The organism is Actinomadura harenae (assembly GCF_003696215.1).
GTDB lineage: Bacteria > Actinomycetota > Actinomycetes > Streptosporangiales > Streptosporangiaceae > Spirillospora > Spirillospora harenae.
This window is the reverse complement of record NZ_RFFG01000044.1, coordinates 23,291-39,427: the sequence shown is the minus strand read 5'-3', so window position 1 is coordinate 39,427 and position 16,137 is coordinate 23,291. Positions and strand designations below refer to the sequence as shown.

Below are 16,137 nucleotides of genomic sequence, written 5' to 3'. Positions count from 1 at the left end.
TGCAGGCAGTGATGACGCTTTCTGGACTTGTTGATCTCGCGTACACCGACGACGCGCTCCGCACCGCGCTGGCCAGCCCGGACGACCCCCGTTCGGTCGTCGCGCCGCCGTCCCTCTGGCCGATCCTCGGGGCCGCGCTCTCCCGCGCCCTCCGCCGGGAGGGCCCCTCGAACGGCGCTTCCGGGAAGGGCCCGGACGGCGGGGTCGTCCTCGCGGTGACCGCGACCGCGCGCGAGGCCGAGGACCTCGCCGCCGCGCTCACCAGCCTCCTCGCCCCCGACCGGGTCGCGCACTTCCCCGCGTGGGAGACGCTCCCGCACGAGAAGCTGTCGCCCCGCTCCGACACCGTCGGCCAGCGTCTCGCCGTCCTGCGGCGACTCGTCCACCCGGACGTGGACGAGGGCGCGGGCGGGAGGGTCGACGTCGTCGTCACGCCGGTCCGGGCCGTCCTGCAGCCGATCGTCGCGGGGCTCGCCGACCTCGAACCGGTGCGGCTCCACTCCGGCGAGGACGCCGACCTCGACGACATCGTCCGCAGGCTCGTGGAGGCCGGGTACCACCGCGTCGACCTGGTCGAGAAGCGCGGCGAGATCGCCGTCCGCGGCGGCATCCTCGACGTGTTCCCGCCGACCGAGGAGCACCCGCTCCGGGTCGAGTTCTGGGGCGACACGGTCGAGGAGATCCGCTACTTCAAGGCCGCCGACCAGCGCTCCCTCGAGGTCGCGCGGGACGGACTGTGGGCGCCGCCGTGCCGCGAGCTGCCACTGACGCCCGCCGTCCGGGAACGCGCCCGCGACCTGGCCGGACGGCACCCCGCGCTGGAGGAGATCCTGCTGCGGATCGCCGACGGCGACACCGTCGAGGGCATGGAGGCGTTCTCTCCCGTCCTCGCCGAGAACATGGAACTGGTCACCGACCTGCTGCCCAAGGGCTCGGCGCTGCTGGTGTGCGAGCCGGAGCGGATCCGGACGCGGTCGTCCGAGCTCGTCCGCACCAGCCAGGAGTTCCTGGACGCGAGCTGGGTGAACGCGGCGGCCGGCGGCGCGGCCCCGATCGACCTCGGCGCGGCCGCGTTCCGGTCGCTGGAGGAGGTCGTCGAGCACAACGACGCCCTCGGCCTGCACCGCTGGACGGTCTCGGCCCTCACCCAGGAGGAGGAGCTCGACCTCGGCGTCCACCCGGCCGAGGCGTACCGGGGCGACACCGCCCGGGTGATGGGCGACCTCAAGGCGTGGATCGACGGCGGCTGGCGGGTCGTCCTGGTCACGGCCGGGCACGGGCCCGCCGAGCGGCTCGTCCAGCTGGTCGGCGAGGAGGGCCTCGGCGCGACCCTCACCGACCTCGCGGGCGAGCCGAAGCCGGGCCTGGTGAACGTGTCCACGGGCCTGCTGGAGAACGGGTTCGTCTGGGACGAGGTGAGACTCGCCGTCCTGACCGAGACCGACCTGTCCGGGCAGAAGGCGTCCACCAAGGACATGCGGCGCATGCCGTCGCGGCGGCGCGGCGGGGTCGACCCGCTCCAGCTGCGGCCCGGCGACTACGTCGTGCACGAGCAGCACGGCGTGGGACGGTACGTCGAGATGGTCAGCCGCACCGTGCAGGGCGCGACCCGCGAGTACCTGATCCTCGAGTACGCCAAGAGCGACCGGCTGTTCGTCCCGACCGACCAGCTGGAGGAGCTGACCCGGTACGTCGGCGGCGAGGCGCCGAGCCTGCACCGGCTCGGCGGCGCCGACTGGCAGAAGGCCAAGACGCGGGCGCGCAAGGCGGTCAAGCAGATCGCGGGCGAGCTCATCCGCCTGTACTCGGCGCGGATGGCGAGCCCCGGCCACGCGTTCGGCACGGACACCCCGTGGCAGCGCGAGCTGGAGGACGCCTTCCCCTACGTGGAGACGCCCGACCAGCTCGCCGCGATCGACGAGGTCAAGTCCGACATGGAGAAGGCCGTCCCGATGGACCGGCTGATCTGCGGCGACGTCGGCTACGGCAAGACCGAGATCGCGGTGCGGGCGGCGTTCAAGGCCGTCCAGGACGGGATGCAGGTCGCGGTGCTGGTGCCGACGACGCTGCTCGTCCAGCAGCACCTGTCGACGTTCTCCGAGCGGTTCTCGGCGTTCCCGGTCACGGTGAGGCCGATCAGCCGGTTCCAGACCGAGGCGGAGATCAAGGAGACCCTGGACGGCCTCGCCAAGGGCACCGTGGACGTCGTGGTCGGCACGCACCGGCTGCTGTCGGCGCAGACCCGGTTCAAGAACGTCGGCCTAGTGATCATCGACGAGGAGCAGCGGTTCGGCGTCGAGCACAAGGAGGAGCTGAAGCGCCTGCGCACCCAGGTGGACGTCCTGGCGATGTCGGCGACGCCGATCCCCCGGACCCTGGAGATGGGCCTGACCGGCATCCGCGAGATGTCGACGATCCTCACCCCGCCGGAGGAGCGGCACCCCGTGCTGACCTTCGTCGGGCCGTACGAGGAGAAGCAGATCGCCGCCGCGATCCGCCGTGAGCTGCTGCGCGAGGGCCAGGTGTTCTTCGTCCACAACCGCGTCCGGTCGATCACCAAGGTCGCGGCGCAGATCCAGCAGCTCGTCCCGGAGGCGCGGGTCGCGGTCGCGCACGGCCAGATGAACGAGCACGAGCTCGAGAAGGTGATGGTCGACTTCTGGGAGAAGAACTTCGACGTGCTCGTGGCGACCACGATCGTCGAGTCCGGCCTGGACGTCCCGAACGCCAACACCCTGATCGTCGACCGCGCCGACATGTACGGCCTGTCGCAGCTGCACCAGCTGCGCGGACGCGTCGGACGCGGCCGCGAGCGCGCCTACGCCTACTTCCTGTACCCGCCGGAGTCGCCGCTGACCGAGACCGCGCACGAGCGGCTCGCGACGCTCGCGCAGCACACCGAGGTCGGCGCCGGCATGTACGTCGCGATGAAGGACCTGGAGATCCGCGGCGCGGGCAACATCCTCGGCGCGGAGCAGTCCGGGCACGTCGCGGGCGTCGGGTTCGACCTGTACGTCCGGATGGTCGGTGAGGCCGTCCGGGACCTGAAGGAGGGCGGCGTCCGGGCCGAGGAGCTGCCGGAGACCAAGGTCGAGCTGCCGGTCGACGCGCACCTGCCGCACGAGTACATCCCGGGCGAGCGGCTGCGGCTGGACGCCTACCGGCGGATCGCCGCGATCACCTCCGACGAGGAGATCGCCGCCGTCGCCGACGAGCTCAAGGACCGGTTCGGCCCGCTGCCCGTCCCGGTGCTGAACCTGCTGGAGGTCGCGCGGTTCCGGGCGAAGGCGCGCCGCGCCGGGCTGAGCGAGGTCGTCCTCCAGGGGACGTTCGTGAAGTTCGCGCCGGCCGACCTGCCCGAGTCGCGGCAGGTCCGGTTGCAGCGGCTCTATCCGAAGAGCCTGCTGAAGCCGGCGACCAAGACGCTGCTGGTCCCGGTGCCGAAGACCAAGCCGCTGGGCGGCACGCCCCTGCGCGACCAGGAGCTGCTCAGATGGGCCACCGACCTCGTCGAGGCCCTGTTCCTCGAACCCGCGCGGGCCTAGGGTGCCGATCATGAAGAAGACGCCGATCACGAAGAAGACGAGGATCACCGCGCTCGCGGCGCTGCCCCTTTCGGCCGTCCTGCTGTCGGGATGCGGCCAGGTGAAGGCGGGCGCCGCGGCACTGGTGGGGGACGACCGGATCAGCGTCAACACCCTGGACCGGACCGTCCGGGAGTGGAAGCCGCAGTTCCAGGCCGACCCGCAGGCGGGCGCCACCCGCGGCGAGTCGTCCGACCAGCAGCAGATGGGCACGGACGTGGCGAGCGAGTCCGACATCCGCGCCACGCTGGCCTCGCTGGTCTTCCTGCGCGTCGGCGACCGGGCGGCGAAGAACTACGGCGTCAGCCCGACCGGCGGGGACGTCGACCAGGCCATCGCGCTGATGGACCAGTCGCCCAACTCCAACGCGGTGTCCACGACCCTCGCGGCCGGGCTGCCGAAGGAGCGGGTGCGGGACGTGGCCCGGTTCAACGCGATCCAGCTGCTGCTCATGGACCGGTTCGGCTGGGACCACAACCCCAGCTCCCCGACGGCGCAGCAGTCGATGCAGCTGTTCGACCGGGCCCTCGGCGACGCCGCGCGTGAGCTGAAGGTCAGCATCAACCCCCGGTTCGGGGTGTTCGACCCGACGAAGGTCACGATCAACCCGGTCGTGCTCCGGCTGTCCGCTACGGAATCAGGTGTGCGTTAACCGATGAGCCTCATCCTGCTGGCGACCTCCCACCGGGTCGCGCCCGGCCTGCTGACCTGGCGCGCCTGGGAGGCGCTCCGCTCGGCGCCGCGGGTGCTGGCGCGGAACGACCACCCGCTGCTGCCCTACCTCGCCGAGGCCGGGATCCACGCCGAGCAGGTCACCGACCCGGACCCGGCCGCGCTGGTCGACCTGGCGCGCCGGGAGCGGGTCGTCTTCGTGGCCGGGCAGGACGGCGACGAGCGGCTGATGCGCGACGTCGGCCGCCGGGTCGTGGACGAGCCCCTGGACGTCGAGGTGCTGCACGGCTCCTACGACCTGCCGGGGGCGCGGCTGCTCGACCTGGTCACGGTCATGGACACGCTGCGCCGCGAGTGCCCGTGGGACCGCAAGCAGACCCACGAGTCGCTGATGAGGTACCTCCTGGAGGAGGCGTACGAGGTCGACGACGCCATCTCGGGTGGCGACCACGCCGCACTGCGCGAGGAGCTCGGCGACGTGCTCATGCAGGTCGCGTTCCACGCGGTCGTGGCGTCCGAGCGGGACGACGAGACGGCGTTCACGATCGACGACGTGGCGGCCGGGATCGTCGACAAGCTCGTCCGGCGGCACCCGCACGTGTTCGCGGACGTGACCGTCCGGGACGCCGACGAGGTGAACGCCAACTGGGAGCAGATCAAGGCGGCCGAGCGGGCGGAGAAGAAGGGCGAGGCGGCCTCGGTGCTGGACGGCGTCCCGATGGGGCAGCCCTCACTGAGCCTCGCCGCGCAGCTGCAGCGCCGCGCCGCCCGCGTCGAACTCCCGGAGGACGCCTACGAGGTGTCCGGCTCCGAGACGGGTGATTCTGAACCCACCGGTTCTGAGCCCACCGGTTCTGAGCCCGCTGGTTCGCGGGCGGCCGGTTCCGACGTCGGGGCGCGGCTGTTCGCGCTGGTCAGGGAGGCGCAGGCCGAGGGCGTGGACGCCGAGGCCGAGCTGCGCGCCGCGTCCCGTGCGTTCGCGGGCCGTGTCCGCGACTGGGAGCGGGAGCACCCCTCGGGCGCCTGAACGCCCCTGGTTCCGGGTCCCTGGCACGGCCCGGCGGCCGGATGCGGACCGCGCGGACGAAGATCGGCGAAGGTCTGGCCGGGGCGTGGTCGGCCGTTTACCCTGGGGCGGTGCTGCCTGGTCTGCGGGACGACGAGACTCCCGACAAGCTTCGTGCCGTGCGGGGGCTGTTCGGCTTCGCCATGCTGGCCGGGGTGCTGGTGGCGCTCCTGCTGCTGCCGACGGCGTTCACCGCGGGCGTGTCGACCCGCGACGCCGCCGGATGGTTCGAGGACGTCCCGGACGGCATCGACACCAGCGGCGTGCCGGAGCGTTCCACGATCCTCGCCGCGGACGGCAGCTCGATCGCGACGTTCTACTTCCAGAACCGGATCGACGTGCGGATGGACCAGATCGCGCCGGTCGTGCGGCAGGCCGTCCTGGCGATCGAGGACAGCCGGTTCTACCAGCACGGCGCGCTCGACTCCAAGGGCACGCTGCGCGCGCTGATCAGCAACCTCGGGCACGGGCAGGTCACCCAGGGCGGGTCGGGCATCACCCAGCAGTACGTCAAGAACCTGCTGCTCACCCAGGCGACCACCGCGACCCAGCGCAAGGACGCGACGGAGCTGTCGGCGGGCCGCAAGATGCGCGAGCTGCGGCTGGCGGTCGCGATGGAGAAGCGGTACTCCAAGGACGAGATCCTGCGCCGCTACCTGAACATCGCCTACTTCGGGGACGGCGCGTACGGCGTCGAGGCGGCGTCGCGGCACTACTTCTCCAAGACCGCCGCGAAGCTGACGCTGCCGGAGGCGGCGCTGCTCGCGGGCATCGTCCGCTACCCCTACGCCTACGACCCGGTGAACCATCCGGACGCCGCGCGCCAGCGCCGTGACGTGGTGCTCGCACGCATGGCCCAGCTGGGGTGGATCCCGCAGGCCACCGCGGACGCCGCCGCCAAGCAGCCCGTCCAGCTCCATGTGCACCAGGCGCGGAACGGGTGCGTGGAGAGCAGCGCGCCGTTCTTCTGCGACTACGTGCAGCGGGAGATCCTGACGAACGCGGCGTTCGGCAAGACGAAGGCGGACCGGGAGAAGCTGCTCAAGCAGGGCGGGCTCACCATCCGGACGACGCTGAAGTGGAAGGTGCAGAAGGCGGCGCAGAAGGCGGTGGACGGTCACGTCCCGCCGCGGAACTCCGCGCACAAGGCGGCGGCGGAGGCGCTGGTCGAGCCGGGCACGGGCGCGATCCGCGGGATGGCGGTCGACCGGGACCTCGGCCCGGACAACCAGCGCGGCAAGACCTGGATCAACTTCGCCGCCGACGCCGACCACGGGTCGAGCATCGGCATGCAGTCGGGGTCCACGTTCAAGGTGTTCACGCTGGCCGCCGCGCTCCAGGACGACATGCCGTTCGGCACGATGATGGACGCGCCGACGTCGTTCACCCCGACCGGGTACCGCGACTGCGACGGGAGGCGGGTCGGGGACCCGAACGCCTCGCTGCGCAACTCCGCCGACGGCGAGGGCGGGAAGCAGTTCTCGCTGGTCACGGGCACCTGGCATTCGGTGAACACCTTCTTCCTCGGCCTGGAGAAGGAGATCGGGCTCTGCGAGACGGTGCAGATGGCCGAGAAGCTCGGGATGCGGCAGGCGAACGGGAAGCCGCTGGAGGAGTACCCGTCGTTCACGCTCGGCTTCAACCCGGTGTCGCCGCTGCGGCTGGCCTCGGCGTACGCGGCGTTCGCGGCGCGCGGGAGGTACTGCCGCCCGGTCGCGATCGCGTCGGTGACGGACACGAACGGCAAGCCGATGAAGGTGCCGTCGGCGGGCTGCAAGCAGGTGCTCGACAAGGGCGTCGCGGACGCCGTGAACTACATCCTGCGGGGCGTGCTGACGCAGGGGACGGCGGCCGGGTCGGGGATCGGGCGTCCGGCGGCCGGGAAGACCGGCACCGTGGACAACTTCTCGGCGGCCTGGTTCGCCGGGTACACGCCGGACCTGGCGTCCGCGGTGTGGGTCGGCGACCCGCGCGGCGGCTACAAGTACCCGATGGACGACCTGTGCATGAGCGGGGAGTGCTTCGGCGAGGTGTTCGGCGCGACGATCCCGGCGCCGATCTGGCAGGACACCATGTCGGCCGCGCTGGACGGGACGGCCGAGACCGACTTCCACAGCCCGCCGTCGCACTACTTCAGCATGGGCGACGGCCAGACGGACCCGTCCAAGAAGGATAAGAAAGACAAGAAGGACAAGAAGGGCGCCGACCCCTCGCCCACCACCCCGCCGACCACCGGCCCGCCGACCCTGGCCCCGAGCCCCAAGCCCTGACCCGGGCCGACCGCGGGCCGACCGCGGGCCGGCCGCAGACCGCGCGCGCGGGTCCCGGTTTCGGCGCTCTGACCTGCGCGGTCGTGTGGTTTCCCGCACCCTGGGTAGATCATCCCCGACGGGGGAAACGGGGGGAGCCGCATGCGTGCCATCGCCGTGTCGGAGTACGGCGCGACGCCGTCGCTCATGGAGCTCGACCGGCCCGAGCCCGGACCGGGCGAGATCCTGGTCAAGCTGGTCGCCGCGGGGATGAACCCGTTCGACTGGAAGGTCGCCGACGGCATGCTCCAGGGCGTCGTCGAGGCGCGCTTCCCGTTGATCCTCGGCCAGGACGGCGCGGGCGTGGTCGAGGCGGTCGGCGAGGGCGCCGACCGGTTCCGCGTGGGCGACCAGGTGTACGGGTCGTTCGGCGGCATCCCGCGCGGCCTCGGCAGCTACGCCGAGTTCGCCGTCGTCCCACAGGACGGGCCGGTCGCGACGATGCCGCAGAAGATGGTCTACAGCCAGGCCGCGGCCGTCCCGACGGCCAGCATGACCGCCTACAACCTGGTCGAGAAGACCGGCGTGGAGGACGGGAGGACCGTGCTGGTCATCGGCGCGTCCGGCGGCGTCGGGCAGGCGGTGGTGCAGCTCGCCGCGCTGAAGGGCGGTTACGTGATCGCCACCGCGTCGCCCGACATGACCGAGACGATGCTGCACCTCGGCGCGGACGAGACCGTCGACTACCGCGCGGGCGACCTGTTCGAGACGGTCAGCGAGGCGCACCCGGACGGCGTGGACGTCCTGATCGACCTCGTCGACGGCGAACGGGAGCTCGACATGCTCGCCGGGACGGTGAAGAAGGGCGGGGTCGTCGCGTCCACGGTCGGGCAGGCGAACACCGCGGGGCTGAAGAAGCGCGGCATCAAGGCGTACAACTTCCAGAACAAGGCGTCCGGGGAGCTGCTCGCGGTCCTCGCCGAGCTGATCGACGGCGGGAAGCTGACGGTGCACGTGAGCCGGGAGGTCGACCTGGCGGAGACGCCCGCGGCGATCGCCGAGGCCAAGCGCGGCGGCGCGCGCGGCAAGACCGTGATCCGCCTCTGACGGCCCGACCCCGATGACCCGGCGTCCGATGACCCGGCGTCCGGTGCGCCATCGGCCGACGGCGGGGCCGCGATGACGGAGCGGACGGCCGCCACGAGCCGCATGCTGCCCGAGGGGCTGCGTTCCTTCCTCGCCACCGAGACCGGGAGCACGCTCGTGCTGCTCGCGGCGACCGTGGCCGGGCTGCTCTGGGCGAACCTGCCCTTTCGCGAGACCTACGAGACGTTCTGGGAGACCGGCCTCTCCCTCACCCTCGGCGACCACGAGCTCGGCCTGACCCTCAGGGAGTGGGTCAACGACGGCCTGATGGCGCTGTTCTTCTTCGTCATCGGGCTGGAGATCAGCCGCGAGGTCAAGGTCGGGCAGCTGCGCGACCGGCGGGTGGTGGCCGTCCCGGCGGTGGCCGCGCTCGGCGGCATGATCGTCCCGGCGCTGGTCTACTACGCGGTCAACGCGGGCGGGGACGGCTCGGGCGGCTGGGGCATCCCGATGGCGTCCGACACGGCGTTCGTGCTGGGACTGCTGGCGGTCATCGGCGCGCGCTGCCCGGAGCCGCTGCGGGTGTTCCTGCTGACCCTCGCCGTCGTGGACGACGTGGGCGCGATCCTGGTCGTCGCGGTCTTCTACACCAAGGACCTCGAGGTCAAGCCGCTGCTGGTCGCGGCGGTCCTGTTCGCGCTGATCGCGGCCGTCCGGTGGCTGAAGGTCGGGCGCGGGCCGGTCTACGTCCTGCTCGGGTTCCTGATGTGGGTGGCGGTGCTGCGCAGCGGCGTCCATCCGACGATCGCGGGGATCCTGCTGGGCGTCCTGGTGAACGTGTACGCGCCGCCGGACAGCGAGCGGCTGCGCGCCGGGGAGCTGGTGCAGCGGCTCCAGCGGGACCCGAGTCCGGAGCTCGCGCGGGCGGCGCGGCGGTCGGTCGTGTCGACCGTCTCGGTCAACGAGCGGCTCCAGCTCATGCTGCACCCCTGGACGGGGTACGTCATCGTCCCGCTGTTCGCGCTGGCCAACGCGGGGGTCCGGCTCGACCCGGAGTCACTGCGCCGCGCGGCGACGTCCCCGGTCACGCTCGGCGTGGTGCTCGGACTGGTCGTCGGCAAGTTCGCCGGGATCGCGCTCGGCACGTGGATCCCGCTCCGGATGAACTGGGGCGACCTGCCCGGAAGCCTGGTGTGGGGGCAGCTGCTCGGCGGCGCGGCGGTCGCGGGCATCGGGTTCACGGTGTCGCTGTTCATCACCGACCTGGCCTTCGGCGACCGGCCGGACCTCCAGTCCCAGGCGAAGATCGGCATCCTGGCCGGATCGCTGCTGGCCGCCGGGCTCGGCTGGGTGATCTTCCGGCTGGCCTGGAAGCGGGGCGGGGTGTGCGCGCCGCCGTCGGTCGTGGTGGAGCCGCCCGCCGAGCGCGCGCCGCTGCCGCCCGTGACGTCCGCCGACCACGTTCTCGGCCCGCCGGACGCGCCGGTCACGCTGATCGAGTACGGCGACTACGAGTGCCCGTTCTGCGGGGCCGTCCAGCCCGTCCTGGACGAGCTGAAGCGGCTCTACGGGGACCGGCTGCGGCTGGTGTTCCGGCATTTCCCGCTCCAGGAGATCCATCCGCACGCGATGCCCGCGGCGCTGGTCGCCGAGTCCGCCGCGTCGCACGGGAGGTTCTGGGAGATGCACCACCTGCTGTTCGCCAACCAGCTGGCGCTGAACGACCGCGACCTGCTCGCCTATTCGGAGCGGCTGGGCTTCTTCCCCTGGGAGGACGTCAAGGAGCTGGAACGCAAGGTGGGCGAGGTGAAGCGGGCGGGCAAGCGCGCGGGCGTCCGCGGGACGCCGACCTTCTACCTGAACGGCGTCGAGTACGGGGGCTCCCATGATCGGGACGCGTTCGTCGCCGCCGTCGACGCGGCTCTCGCCGCGAGCGCCGGCCGGGGCGGCCAGGGAGGCCAGGGAGGCCGAGGCCGGGGCCGTCGGGGCGGCAGGGGTGGCCGGGGTGGCCGGGGTGGCCGGGGCGGTCAGCCGGGCTCGGCGGAGTAGCCGCCGGGACGGGTCCGGGCGTGCAGGTCGTCGGCGAAGTCGTCCTCCTCCGGAGGCTCGCCCCGGGGGCCCCGGACGGCGGTGACCTCGGCGGGACGGTCCTCCCAGGCGTCCTCCTCGCGCCGCCGGTCGCCGCGCCGGTACTCCTCGCGGGTCTCGCGGAGGATGCCGAGCCGTCCGTCCCCGGGGTCGGGGTCGTCCTCGATCACCAGGTCGGCGGGCGGGTCCTCGATGTAGCGCTCGGTCGAGCGGGTCGTGTAGTCCTGCTCGTCGTCGCCCATCTCGGCCTCGTACCGCGCCTGCTCCTCTTCGTTGTCGTGTCGGCGGACCATGGTGCCCCCCTCCTGCTGGCCCATACTTGGGTGATTCCCGGGTATTGCATGCGTTATGTGCGGTGACCTGCGGGAATATCACCCGGCATGAGCTCAGACGACCTGCGTAAGAGGCTGGAGACCGTCGAGGCGGCGCTGGCCCGGCTGCGCGGCCAGGACGCCGGGCTGGGCGCCGACTACGGCTCCATGCCGCAGGATTTCGGCGACTCCGGCCAGGATCTCCAGATGCGGGAGGAGCTCGAAGGCCAGATCGCCGATCTCGAGGCCGAACGCGACCGGATCAAGGCCAAGCTGGGGCGTGAGGGCAGCCCGGACAAGGCCGACAGGTCACGCCACTGACTCCGCGAGGCCGGACGGATCAGGTCACGCCACTGACTCCGCCAGGCCGGACGGATCGGGCGCCTCGGCGTCCGCCCGGAAGTAGCGGTTCCGGACGATCATCAGCGACGCCCCGTATCCGGCCAGGACGACCGCCAGCACCGGGATCGCGGCCGGCGGCAGCGGGACCAGCCCCAGCGGCCCGGCCAGCGGCGACAGGGGCAGGAGCAGCGCGGTCAGCGAGAGCAGCCAGGCCGCCGCGACGACCGTCCGGGACGCGCGGGGAGAGCCGCGGCCCCGGCCCCGGCCGCGCAGCACCAGCAGCGTGAGGGCCTGCGCGAGCAGGTTCTCCACCAGGAAACCCGTGTGGAACAGGGCCTCGCCGCCCATGCCCGCCCGGACGGGCAGCAGCCACCAGAACAGCCCGAACGCGACCAGGTCGAACAGCGCTCCGAGCGGCCCGAAGACCGCCACGAACCGGGCCAGGTCGCGCGGGTCGAAGGTGCGCGGGCCGCGCAGGTCGGCCGGGTCGACCCGGTCCCGGGCCAGGCAGAGCTGCGACACGTCGAACAGCAGGTTCTGCGCGAGCACCTGGAGCGGCAGCAGCGGCATGAACGGCAGCAGCACGCTCGCCGCCAGCATGGACACGACGTTCCCCAGGTTCGAGGTCACCGCGATCCGGATGTACTTGACGCCGTTGCCGAACGTCCGGCGGCCCTCGGTGATGCCGTCCGCCAGCACCGACAGGTCACGGCCCGCCAGGACGACGTCGGCCGACTCCCGGGCCAGGTCGACCGCGCCCGTGACCGAGATCCCGACGTCGGCGGCGCGCAGCGCGGGCGCGTCGTTGATGCCGTCGCCGAGGAAGCCGACCGTGCGGCCGACACGGCGCAGCGCGCCGACGACCCGGGCCTTCTGGCGCGGGTCCACCCGGGCGAACACCGGCGTGGCGCCGTCCGTCCGGGTGCCGTCCAGCGGGGTGCTGTTCGGAGCGATGCCGTCCGGTGAGGTGATCAGGGCGTCGAGCTCGGCGTCGGAGAGGCCGTCGAGTTCCGCGCCGAGGACGACGCGGCCGGGGGTGAGGCCGGTGTCCCGGCAGGTCCGGACGGCGACGAGGGGGTGGTCACCGGTCACGAGCACGAGCGCGACGCCGAGCCGGGCGAGCCGTTCGAGCGCGGCGGGGGCGGACGGGTCGGGCTCGTCCTGGAAGCCGACGAAACCGAGCAGCGTGAGGCCGCGCTCGTCGCCGGGCGCGTAGTCGCGGCGGGCCGCCGGACGGTCCGCCAGGCCCACCGCGAGCAGCCGCTCGCCGGTCGCGGACCGCTCGTCGGTGATCGCCGCGAGCCGGTCCCGCTCCTCCTCGGTGAGCGGGACGTCGCCGTCGGCGGTCCGGACGCGGGCGCAGAGCGGCAGGACGTCCTCGACCGCGCCCTTGGTGACCAGCAGGTCCCGTCCGAGGTGCCCGTCCCGGCGCAGCACCACGGTCGCGCGGCGGCGGTCGGAGTCGAACGGGACGGCGTCGACCGCGTGGACGTCGTCCTCCGGCGGCTCGGCGTCCGCGAGGAGCGCGTCGTCCATGGTGTCGCCCGCGGCCTCGGGCACCAGCTCGGTCGCGAACCAGGCGTTGAGGCGGGCCCAGCGCAGCACCTCCTCGTCCGGCGCGCCCGCCGCGTCCAGGGAGGAGGTCAGGGCGAGCCGGTCGAGGGTGAGCGTGCCGGTCTTGTCGGCGCACAGGGTGTCCATCGCGCCGAGGTCGTGGACGGCGGGCAGCCGCTTGACGATCACGCCGTCCCGGGTGAGCGCCTTCGCGCCGCGCGCCAGCGTGGTCGTCACGACCAGCGGCAGCATCTCGGGCGTCAGGGCGACCGCGATCGACACCGAGAACAGCAGCGCGTGCGACCAGGGCGTGCGGCCGGGCTCGGTGAACAGCAGGGCGACCGGGACGGCCGCCGCGACCATGGCGATCAGCGCCCACGACACCGTCCGGACGCCGCGGTCGAACGCGGTCTCCGGGGCGGCGCGCGGCACGTCCCGCTGGAGCGCGGCGAAGTGGGTGCGGGCGCCGGTCGCGACCGTCACGGCCGTCCCGGTGCCGCTGACCACGCTCGTCCCCATCAGGCACAGCTCGGGACGGTCGAACAGCGGCGCGTCCGGGCCGGGCGGTGGGGCGGCCTGCCCGGTCCACGCGGCGCGCTTGGCGGCGGGCAGCGACTCGCCCGTCAGGACGGCCTGGTCGACGCGGAGCCCCGTGGAGCTCAGCAGCCGCAGGTCGGCCGGGACCATGTCGCCGGGCGCGAGCCGCACCACGTCCCCGGGGACGACCTGCTCGACCGGCACCTCGCGCTCGACGCCGGGGGATCCGGCGTCCGCGCGGCGCAGCACGGTCGCGGTCGTCGTGGTGAGGGCGCGCAGCTCGGCGGCGGCCCGGTCGCCGCGCCGCTCCTGGCGCAGCCGCAGCAGCGAGCTCAGCACGGCCAGCGAGCCGATCAGCACCGCGCCGCCGGGATCGCGGGTCACCGCGGTCACAGCGCTCAGCAGCACCAGGACCAGCACGAACGGGTCGGTGGCGACGAGCGCCAGATGCCGCAGCAGGACGGCCCGCCCGGTGCCGCCGGCCGCCGCGTCCGCCTCCTGGCGGAGCAGCCGCTCCTCGGCGTCCGCCTCGGTCAGGCCGCGCGCGGAGGTCTCCAGGCCGCGCAGCACCGACAGCGGCGGACGGCCCGCGAACCCGGCGAGCATCGCGCGGGAGCCGGGCAGGTCGGGCAGGACGTCCGGCGCGTCCGCGGGCGCCGGGACGGCCGGGGGGTCCTCGTCGGGCGGGGCCGCGAGGCCGAACGGCTCGGACTCAGGCGCCGAGGCCACGGATGGGGGCCGCTTCCACGGGGTCGCCCTGGAGGTGGGCGACCATCTGCGCGACGATCGCGGCGACGTGCGGGTCGTCCACCACGTAGACCTGGTGACGGCCCTCCCGGCGGGACCGGACGAGCCCGGCGAGCTTGAGCTTGGCGAGGTGCTGGCTGACGGCGGGCACCGTGCCGCCGACCTTCTCGGCCAGCGAGCTGACGTCCTGCTCGCCGTGCGCGAGGACCCACACCATGTGCAGGCGCATCGTGGCGGCGAGCATGCCGAAGCGTCCCGCCGCCTCCTGGAGCAGCTCGGGGGAGAGCGTCTCCGGGGGCCGCGCCGTGTCCCGTGTCCGCTCCTTCACCGGTGCGCCTCCCCTTCGCCTGTGGCCCCGCCCGTGCGCGGGGCCGTTCCTGGGCGGACGCCGCGCGGGCGCCGCCTCAGGTACGAGGGTATCCAAATCGCCCGTGTTCCCGCCGGAGAGAAGGTCCGTGGGGCCAACCTCCGGGGCATGCCGCGCATCAAAGGGGGTAACAGGCGAGTACATTTAAGCGATTGCGCAAGCATTTGATCGCGGAGAGACTGGTGGACCCACGGGGAACGCGGAGGGGAGCAGCACTGAGCATGAGGCAGGCGAAGAGGGGCACGGACGCCGCCACACTGACGCTCGGAGTACGGATGGCGGAGGTCGAGGCGCTGTACTCGGCCGCGCTGACGGCGGAGACCGCGGGGGGCGAGGCCGAGGCGCTGCGCGAGCTGGCCCGCGCGGCGCGCCTGCTGTCCGCGCTGGCCGAGGCCGCGGCGGAGAGCGCGGGGGCGCCCACCCGGATGGCCGTCCCTCCGGCCGGACGCGTCGTCGTCGCCCCGGCGACGGCGGCCAAGCCGAGCGTCCGCCGGCGCATCACCCGCACGCAGCACACGGTCGACTGGATCATCACCCGCAGCCGTCCCGACCCGCGCTAGACGGGCCGGGACGCAACGGGCCGGCAGGAGCGGGCCCGGCAGGAGCGGGCTCGACAGGAGTGGGCCCGGCGGGAGCGGCCGCGCTCAGCGCTGCTGGTCGACGGCCTGGCCGTCCTGGCGGACCAGGCGCGGGGCCTCGGCCACCGGGGGAGCGGCCTCGGCGATCTGCTGAGGGGACCCGGTGCTCTGGGAGGACGGGGACGCGGGGGCGTCCCCGTCCTTCTCCTTGTCCTTGTCGTGCAGGCCGTTCATCTCGGCCTTGAGGATGCGTGCGGACTGTCCGAGCGAGCGTGCCATCTTGGGCAGCTTCGCCGAGCCGAACAGCAGCAGAGCAACGATGATCACGATCAGCCAGTGGGACGGCGACAGCTCACCAGTCATGGCGCCCAACTCCTTCCAGGGTGTTTCCCCCTACTCTAAAGTTATCGCGCAAGCGAGCAAGCAATGACCCTGAGGGTTTCCCCAGTGGACGCCACCTGGCCCAGCCTCGGGAAGACGTAGTCCACGGCGAACTCGTGCGCGTGCGCGTCCAGGCCGGTCATGGCGTCCTCGACGAAGACCGTCCGGAACCCGGCGTCGTCGGCGGCCCGTCCGGTGGACTCGACGCCGAAGTTGGTCACGATGCCGGTGAGGATGATCGTGTCGACGCCGCGCTCCCGCAGCGCCGCCTCAAGTCCGGTGTTCTGGAACGAGCCCCACGTCCCCTTCACGACCTCCAGGTCGGACGCGGCGACCGTGATCTCCGGGCACAGGCCGCTGCCGGGCGGCTGCTCGTCCACGTTCGGGCGCTCGGCCCGGACCCAGGCGACCGTCCCGCCCGCCTCGCGCAGGGCGTCCGCGATCTCGACGGAACGGGTGAGGACGTCGCGGCCGTCGTGCGGGGCGGTCGGCAGCGCGACGATCCGCTCCATGAGGTCGACCGCGACCAGGGCCGTCCGCTCAGGAGTCAAAGAGAGTTCACTCATGTCGGCCAT

At 73.0% G+C, this 16,137-nt stretch carries 13 protein-coding genes; 8 read left to right on the top strand and 5 right to left on the bottom strand.

Going from position 1 to position 16,137, the window contains the following annotated elements:
* Positions 1-11 precede the first annotated feature (11 nt).
* From mfd to nhaA, 6 genes are all read left to right on the top strand, one after another.
* A complete protein-coding gene (gene mfd / locus EBO15_RS23610) occupies positions 12-3,545 on the top strand; it encodes a transcription-repair coupling factor (protein WP_122196616.1) in 3,534 nt (1,177 codons plus the stop codon).
* Positions 3,546-3,555: 10 nt separating this feature from the next.
* Positions 3,556-4,236 (top strand): SurA N-terminal domain-containing protein, encoded by a 681-nt coding sequence (locus EBO15_RS23605; RefSeq protein WP_147481624.1) that lies wholly within the window; start codon positions 3,556-3,558, stop codon positions 4,234-4,236.
* A gap of 3 nt (positions 4,237-4,239) precedes the next feature.
* Positions 4,240-5,283, top strand: coding sequence for a MazG family protein (locus tag EBO15_RS23600; protein WP_122196614.1), 1,044 nt, complete (start codon positions 4,240-4,242; stop codon positions 5,281-5,283).
* A 110-nt stretch (positions 5,284-5,393) separates the two neighbouring features.
* Entirely contained in the window at positions 5,394-7,592 is a 2,199-nt protein-coding gene (locus EBO15_RS23595) for a transglycosylase domain-containing protein (RefSeq protein ID WP_233616390.1), read from the top strand.
* Positions 7,593-7,733: 141 nt separating this feature from the next.
* Complete coding sequence (locus EBO15_RS23590) at positions 7,734-8,678, top strand: NADP-dependent oxidoreductase (protein WP_199744760.1); 945 nt, start codon at positions 7,734-7,736, stop codon at positions 8,676-8,678.
* A gap of 72 nt (positions 8,679-8,750) precedes the next feature.
* Positions 8,751-10,706, top strand: coding sequence for a Na+/H+ antiporter NhaA (gene nhaA / locus EBO15_RS23585; RefSeq protein ID WP_233616389.1), 1,956 nt, complete (start codon positions 8,751-8,753; stop codon positions 10,704-10,706).
* On the opposite strand, the gene EBO15_RS23580 is transcribed toward nhaA, so the two are convergent.
* Positions 10,685-11,038 carry a hypothetical protein gene (locus EBO15_RS23580; protein ID WP_147481623.1) on the bottom strand — a complete coding sequence of 118 codons (354 nt, stop codon included), beginning with the start codon at positions 11,036-11,038 and terminating at the stop codon, positions 10,685-10,687. The genes nhaA and EBO15_RS23580 overlap by 22 nt on opposite strands.
* An 87-nt stretch (positions 11,039-11,125) precedes the next feature.
* Between EBO15_RS23580 and EBO15_RS23575 the strand changes: the two genes are divergently transcribed.
* Positions 11,126-11,377 carry a hypothetical protein gene (locus tag EBO15_RS23575; RefSeq protein ID WP_122196612.1) on the top strand — a complete coding sequence of 84 codons (252 nt, stop codon included), beginning with the start codon at positions 11,126-11,128 and terminating at the stop codon, positions 11,375-11,377.
* Positions 11,378-11,401: 24 nt separating this feature from the next.
* Here the strand turns inward: EBO15_RS23575 and mgtA are convergent, their stop codons facing one another.
* Together mgtA and EBO15_RS23565 are read right to left on the bottom strand one after the other, a co-directional pair.
* Positions 11,402-14,218 carry a magnesium-translocating P-type ATPase gene (gene mgtA, locus EBO15_RS23570; RefSeq protein ID WP_233616388.1) on the bottom strand — a complete coding sequence of 939 codons (2,817 nt, stop codon included), beginning with the start codon at positions 14,216-14,218 and terminating at the stop codon, positions 11,402-11,404.
* Complete coding sequence (locus tag EBO15_RS23565; RefSeq protein ID WP_233616387.1) at positions 14,202-14,564, bottom strand: ArsR/SmtB family transcription factor; 363 nt, start codon at positions 14,562-14,564, stop codon at positions 14,202-14,204. The genes mgtA and EBO15_RS23565 overlap by 17 nt, the downstream gene beginning before the upstream one ends.
* 260 nt (positions 14,565-14,824) lie before the next feature.
* On the opposite strand from EBO15_RS23565, the gene EBO15_RS23560 reads away from it, so the two are divergent.
* A complete protein-coding gene (locus EBO15_RS23560) occupies positions 14,825-15,163 on the top strand; it encodes a hypothetical protein (protein WP_122196611.1) in 339 nt (112 codons plus the stop codon).
* An 84-nt stretch (positions 15,164-15,247) separates the two neighbouring features.
* On the opposite strand, the gene tatA is transcribed toward EBO15_RS23560, so the two are convergent.
* Positions 15,248-15,544, bottom strand: a complete 297-nt coding sequence (gene tatA, locus EBO15_RS23555; RefSeq protein WP_122196610.1) for a Sec-independent protein translocase subunit TatA — start codon at positions 15,542-15,544, stop codon at positions 15,248-15,250.
* A 41-nt stretch (positions 15,545-15,585) separates the two neighbouring features.
* Positions 15,586-16,128 (bottom strand): isochorismatase family protein, encoded by a 543-nt coding sequence (locus EBO15_RS23550; RefSeq protein WP_122196638.1) that lies wholly within the window; start codon positions 16,126-16,128, stop codon positions 15,586-15,588.
* Positions 16,129-16,137 lie beyond the last annotated feature (9 nt).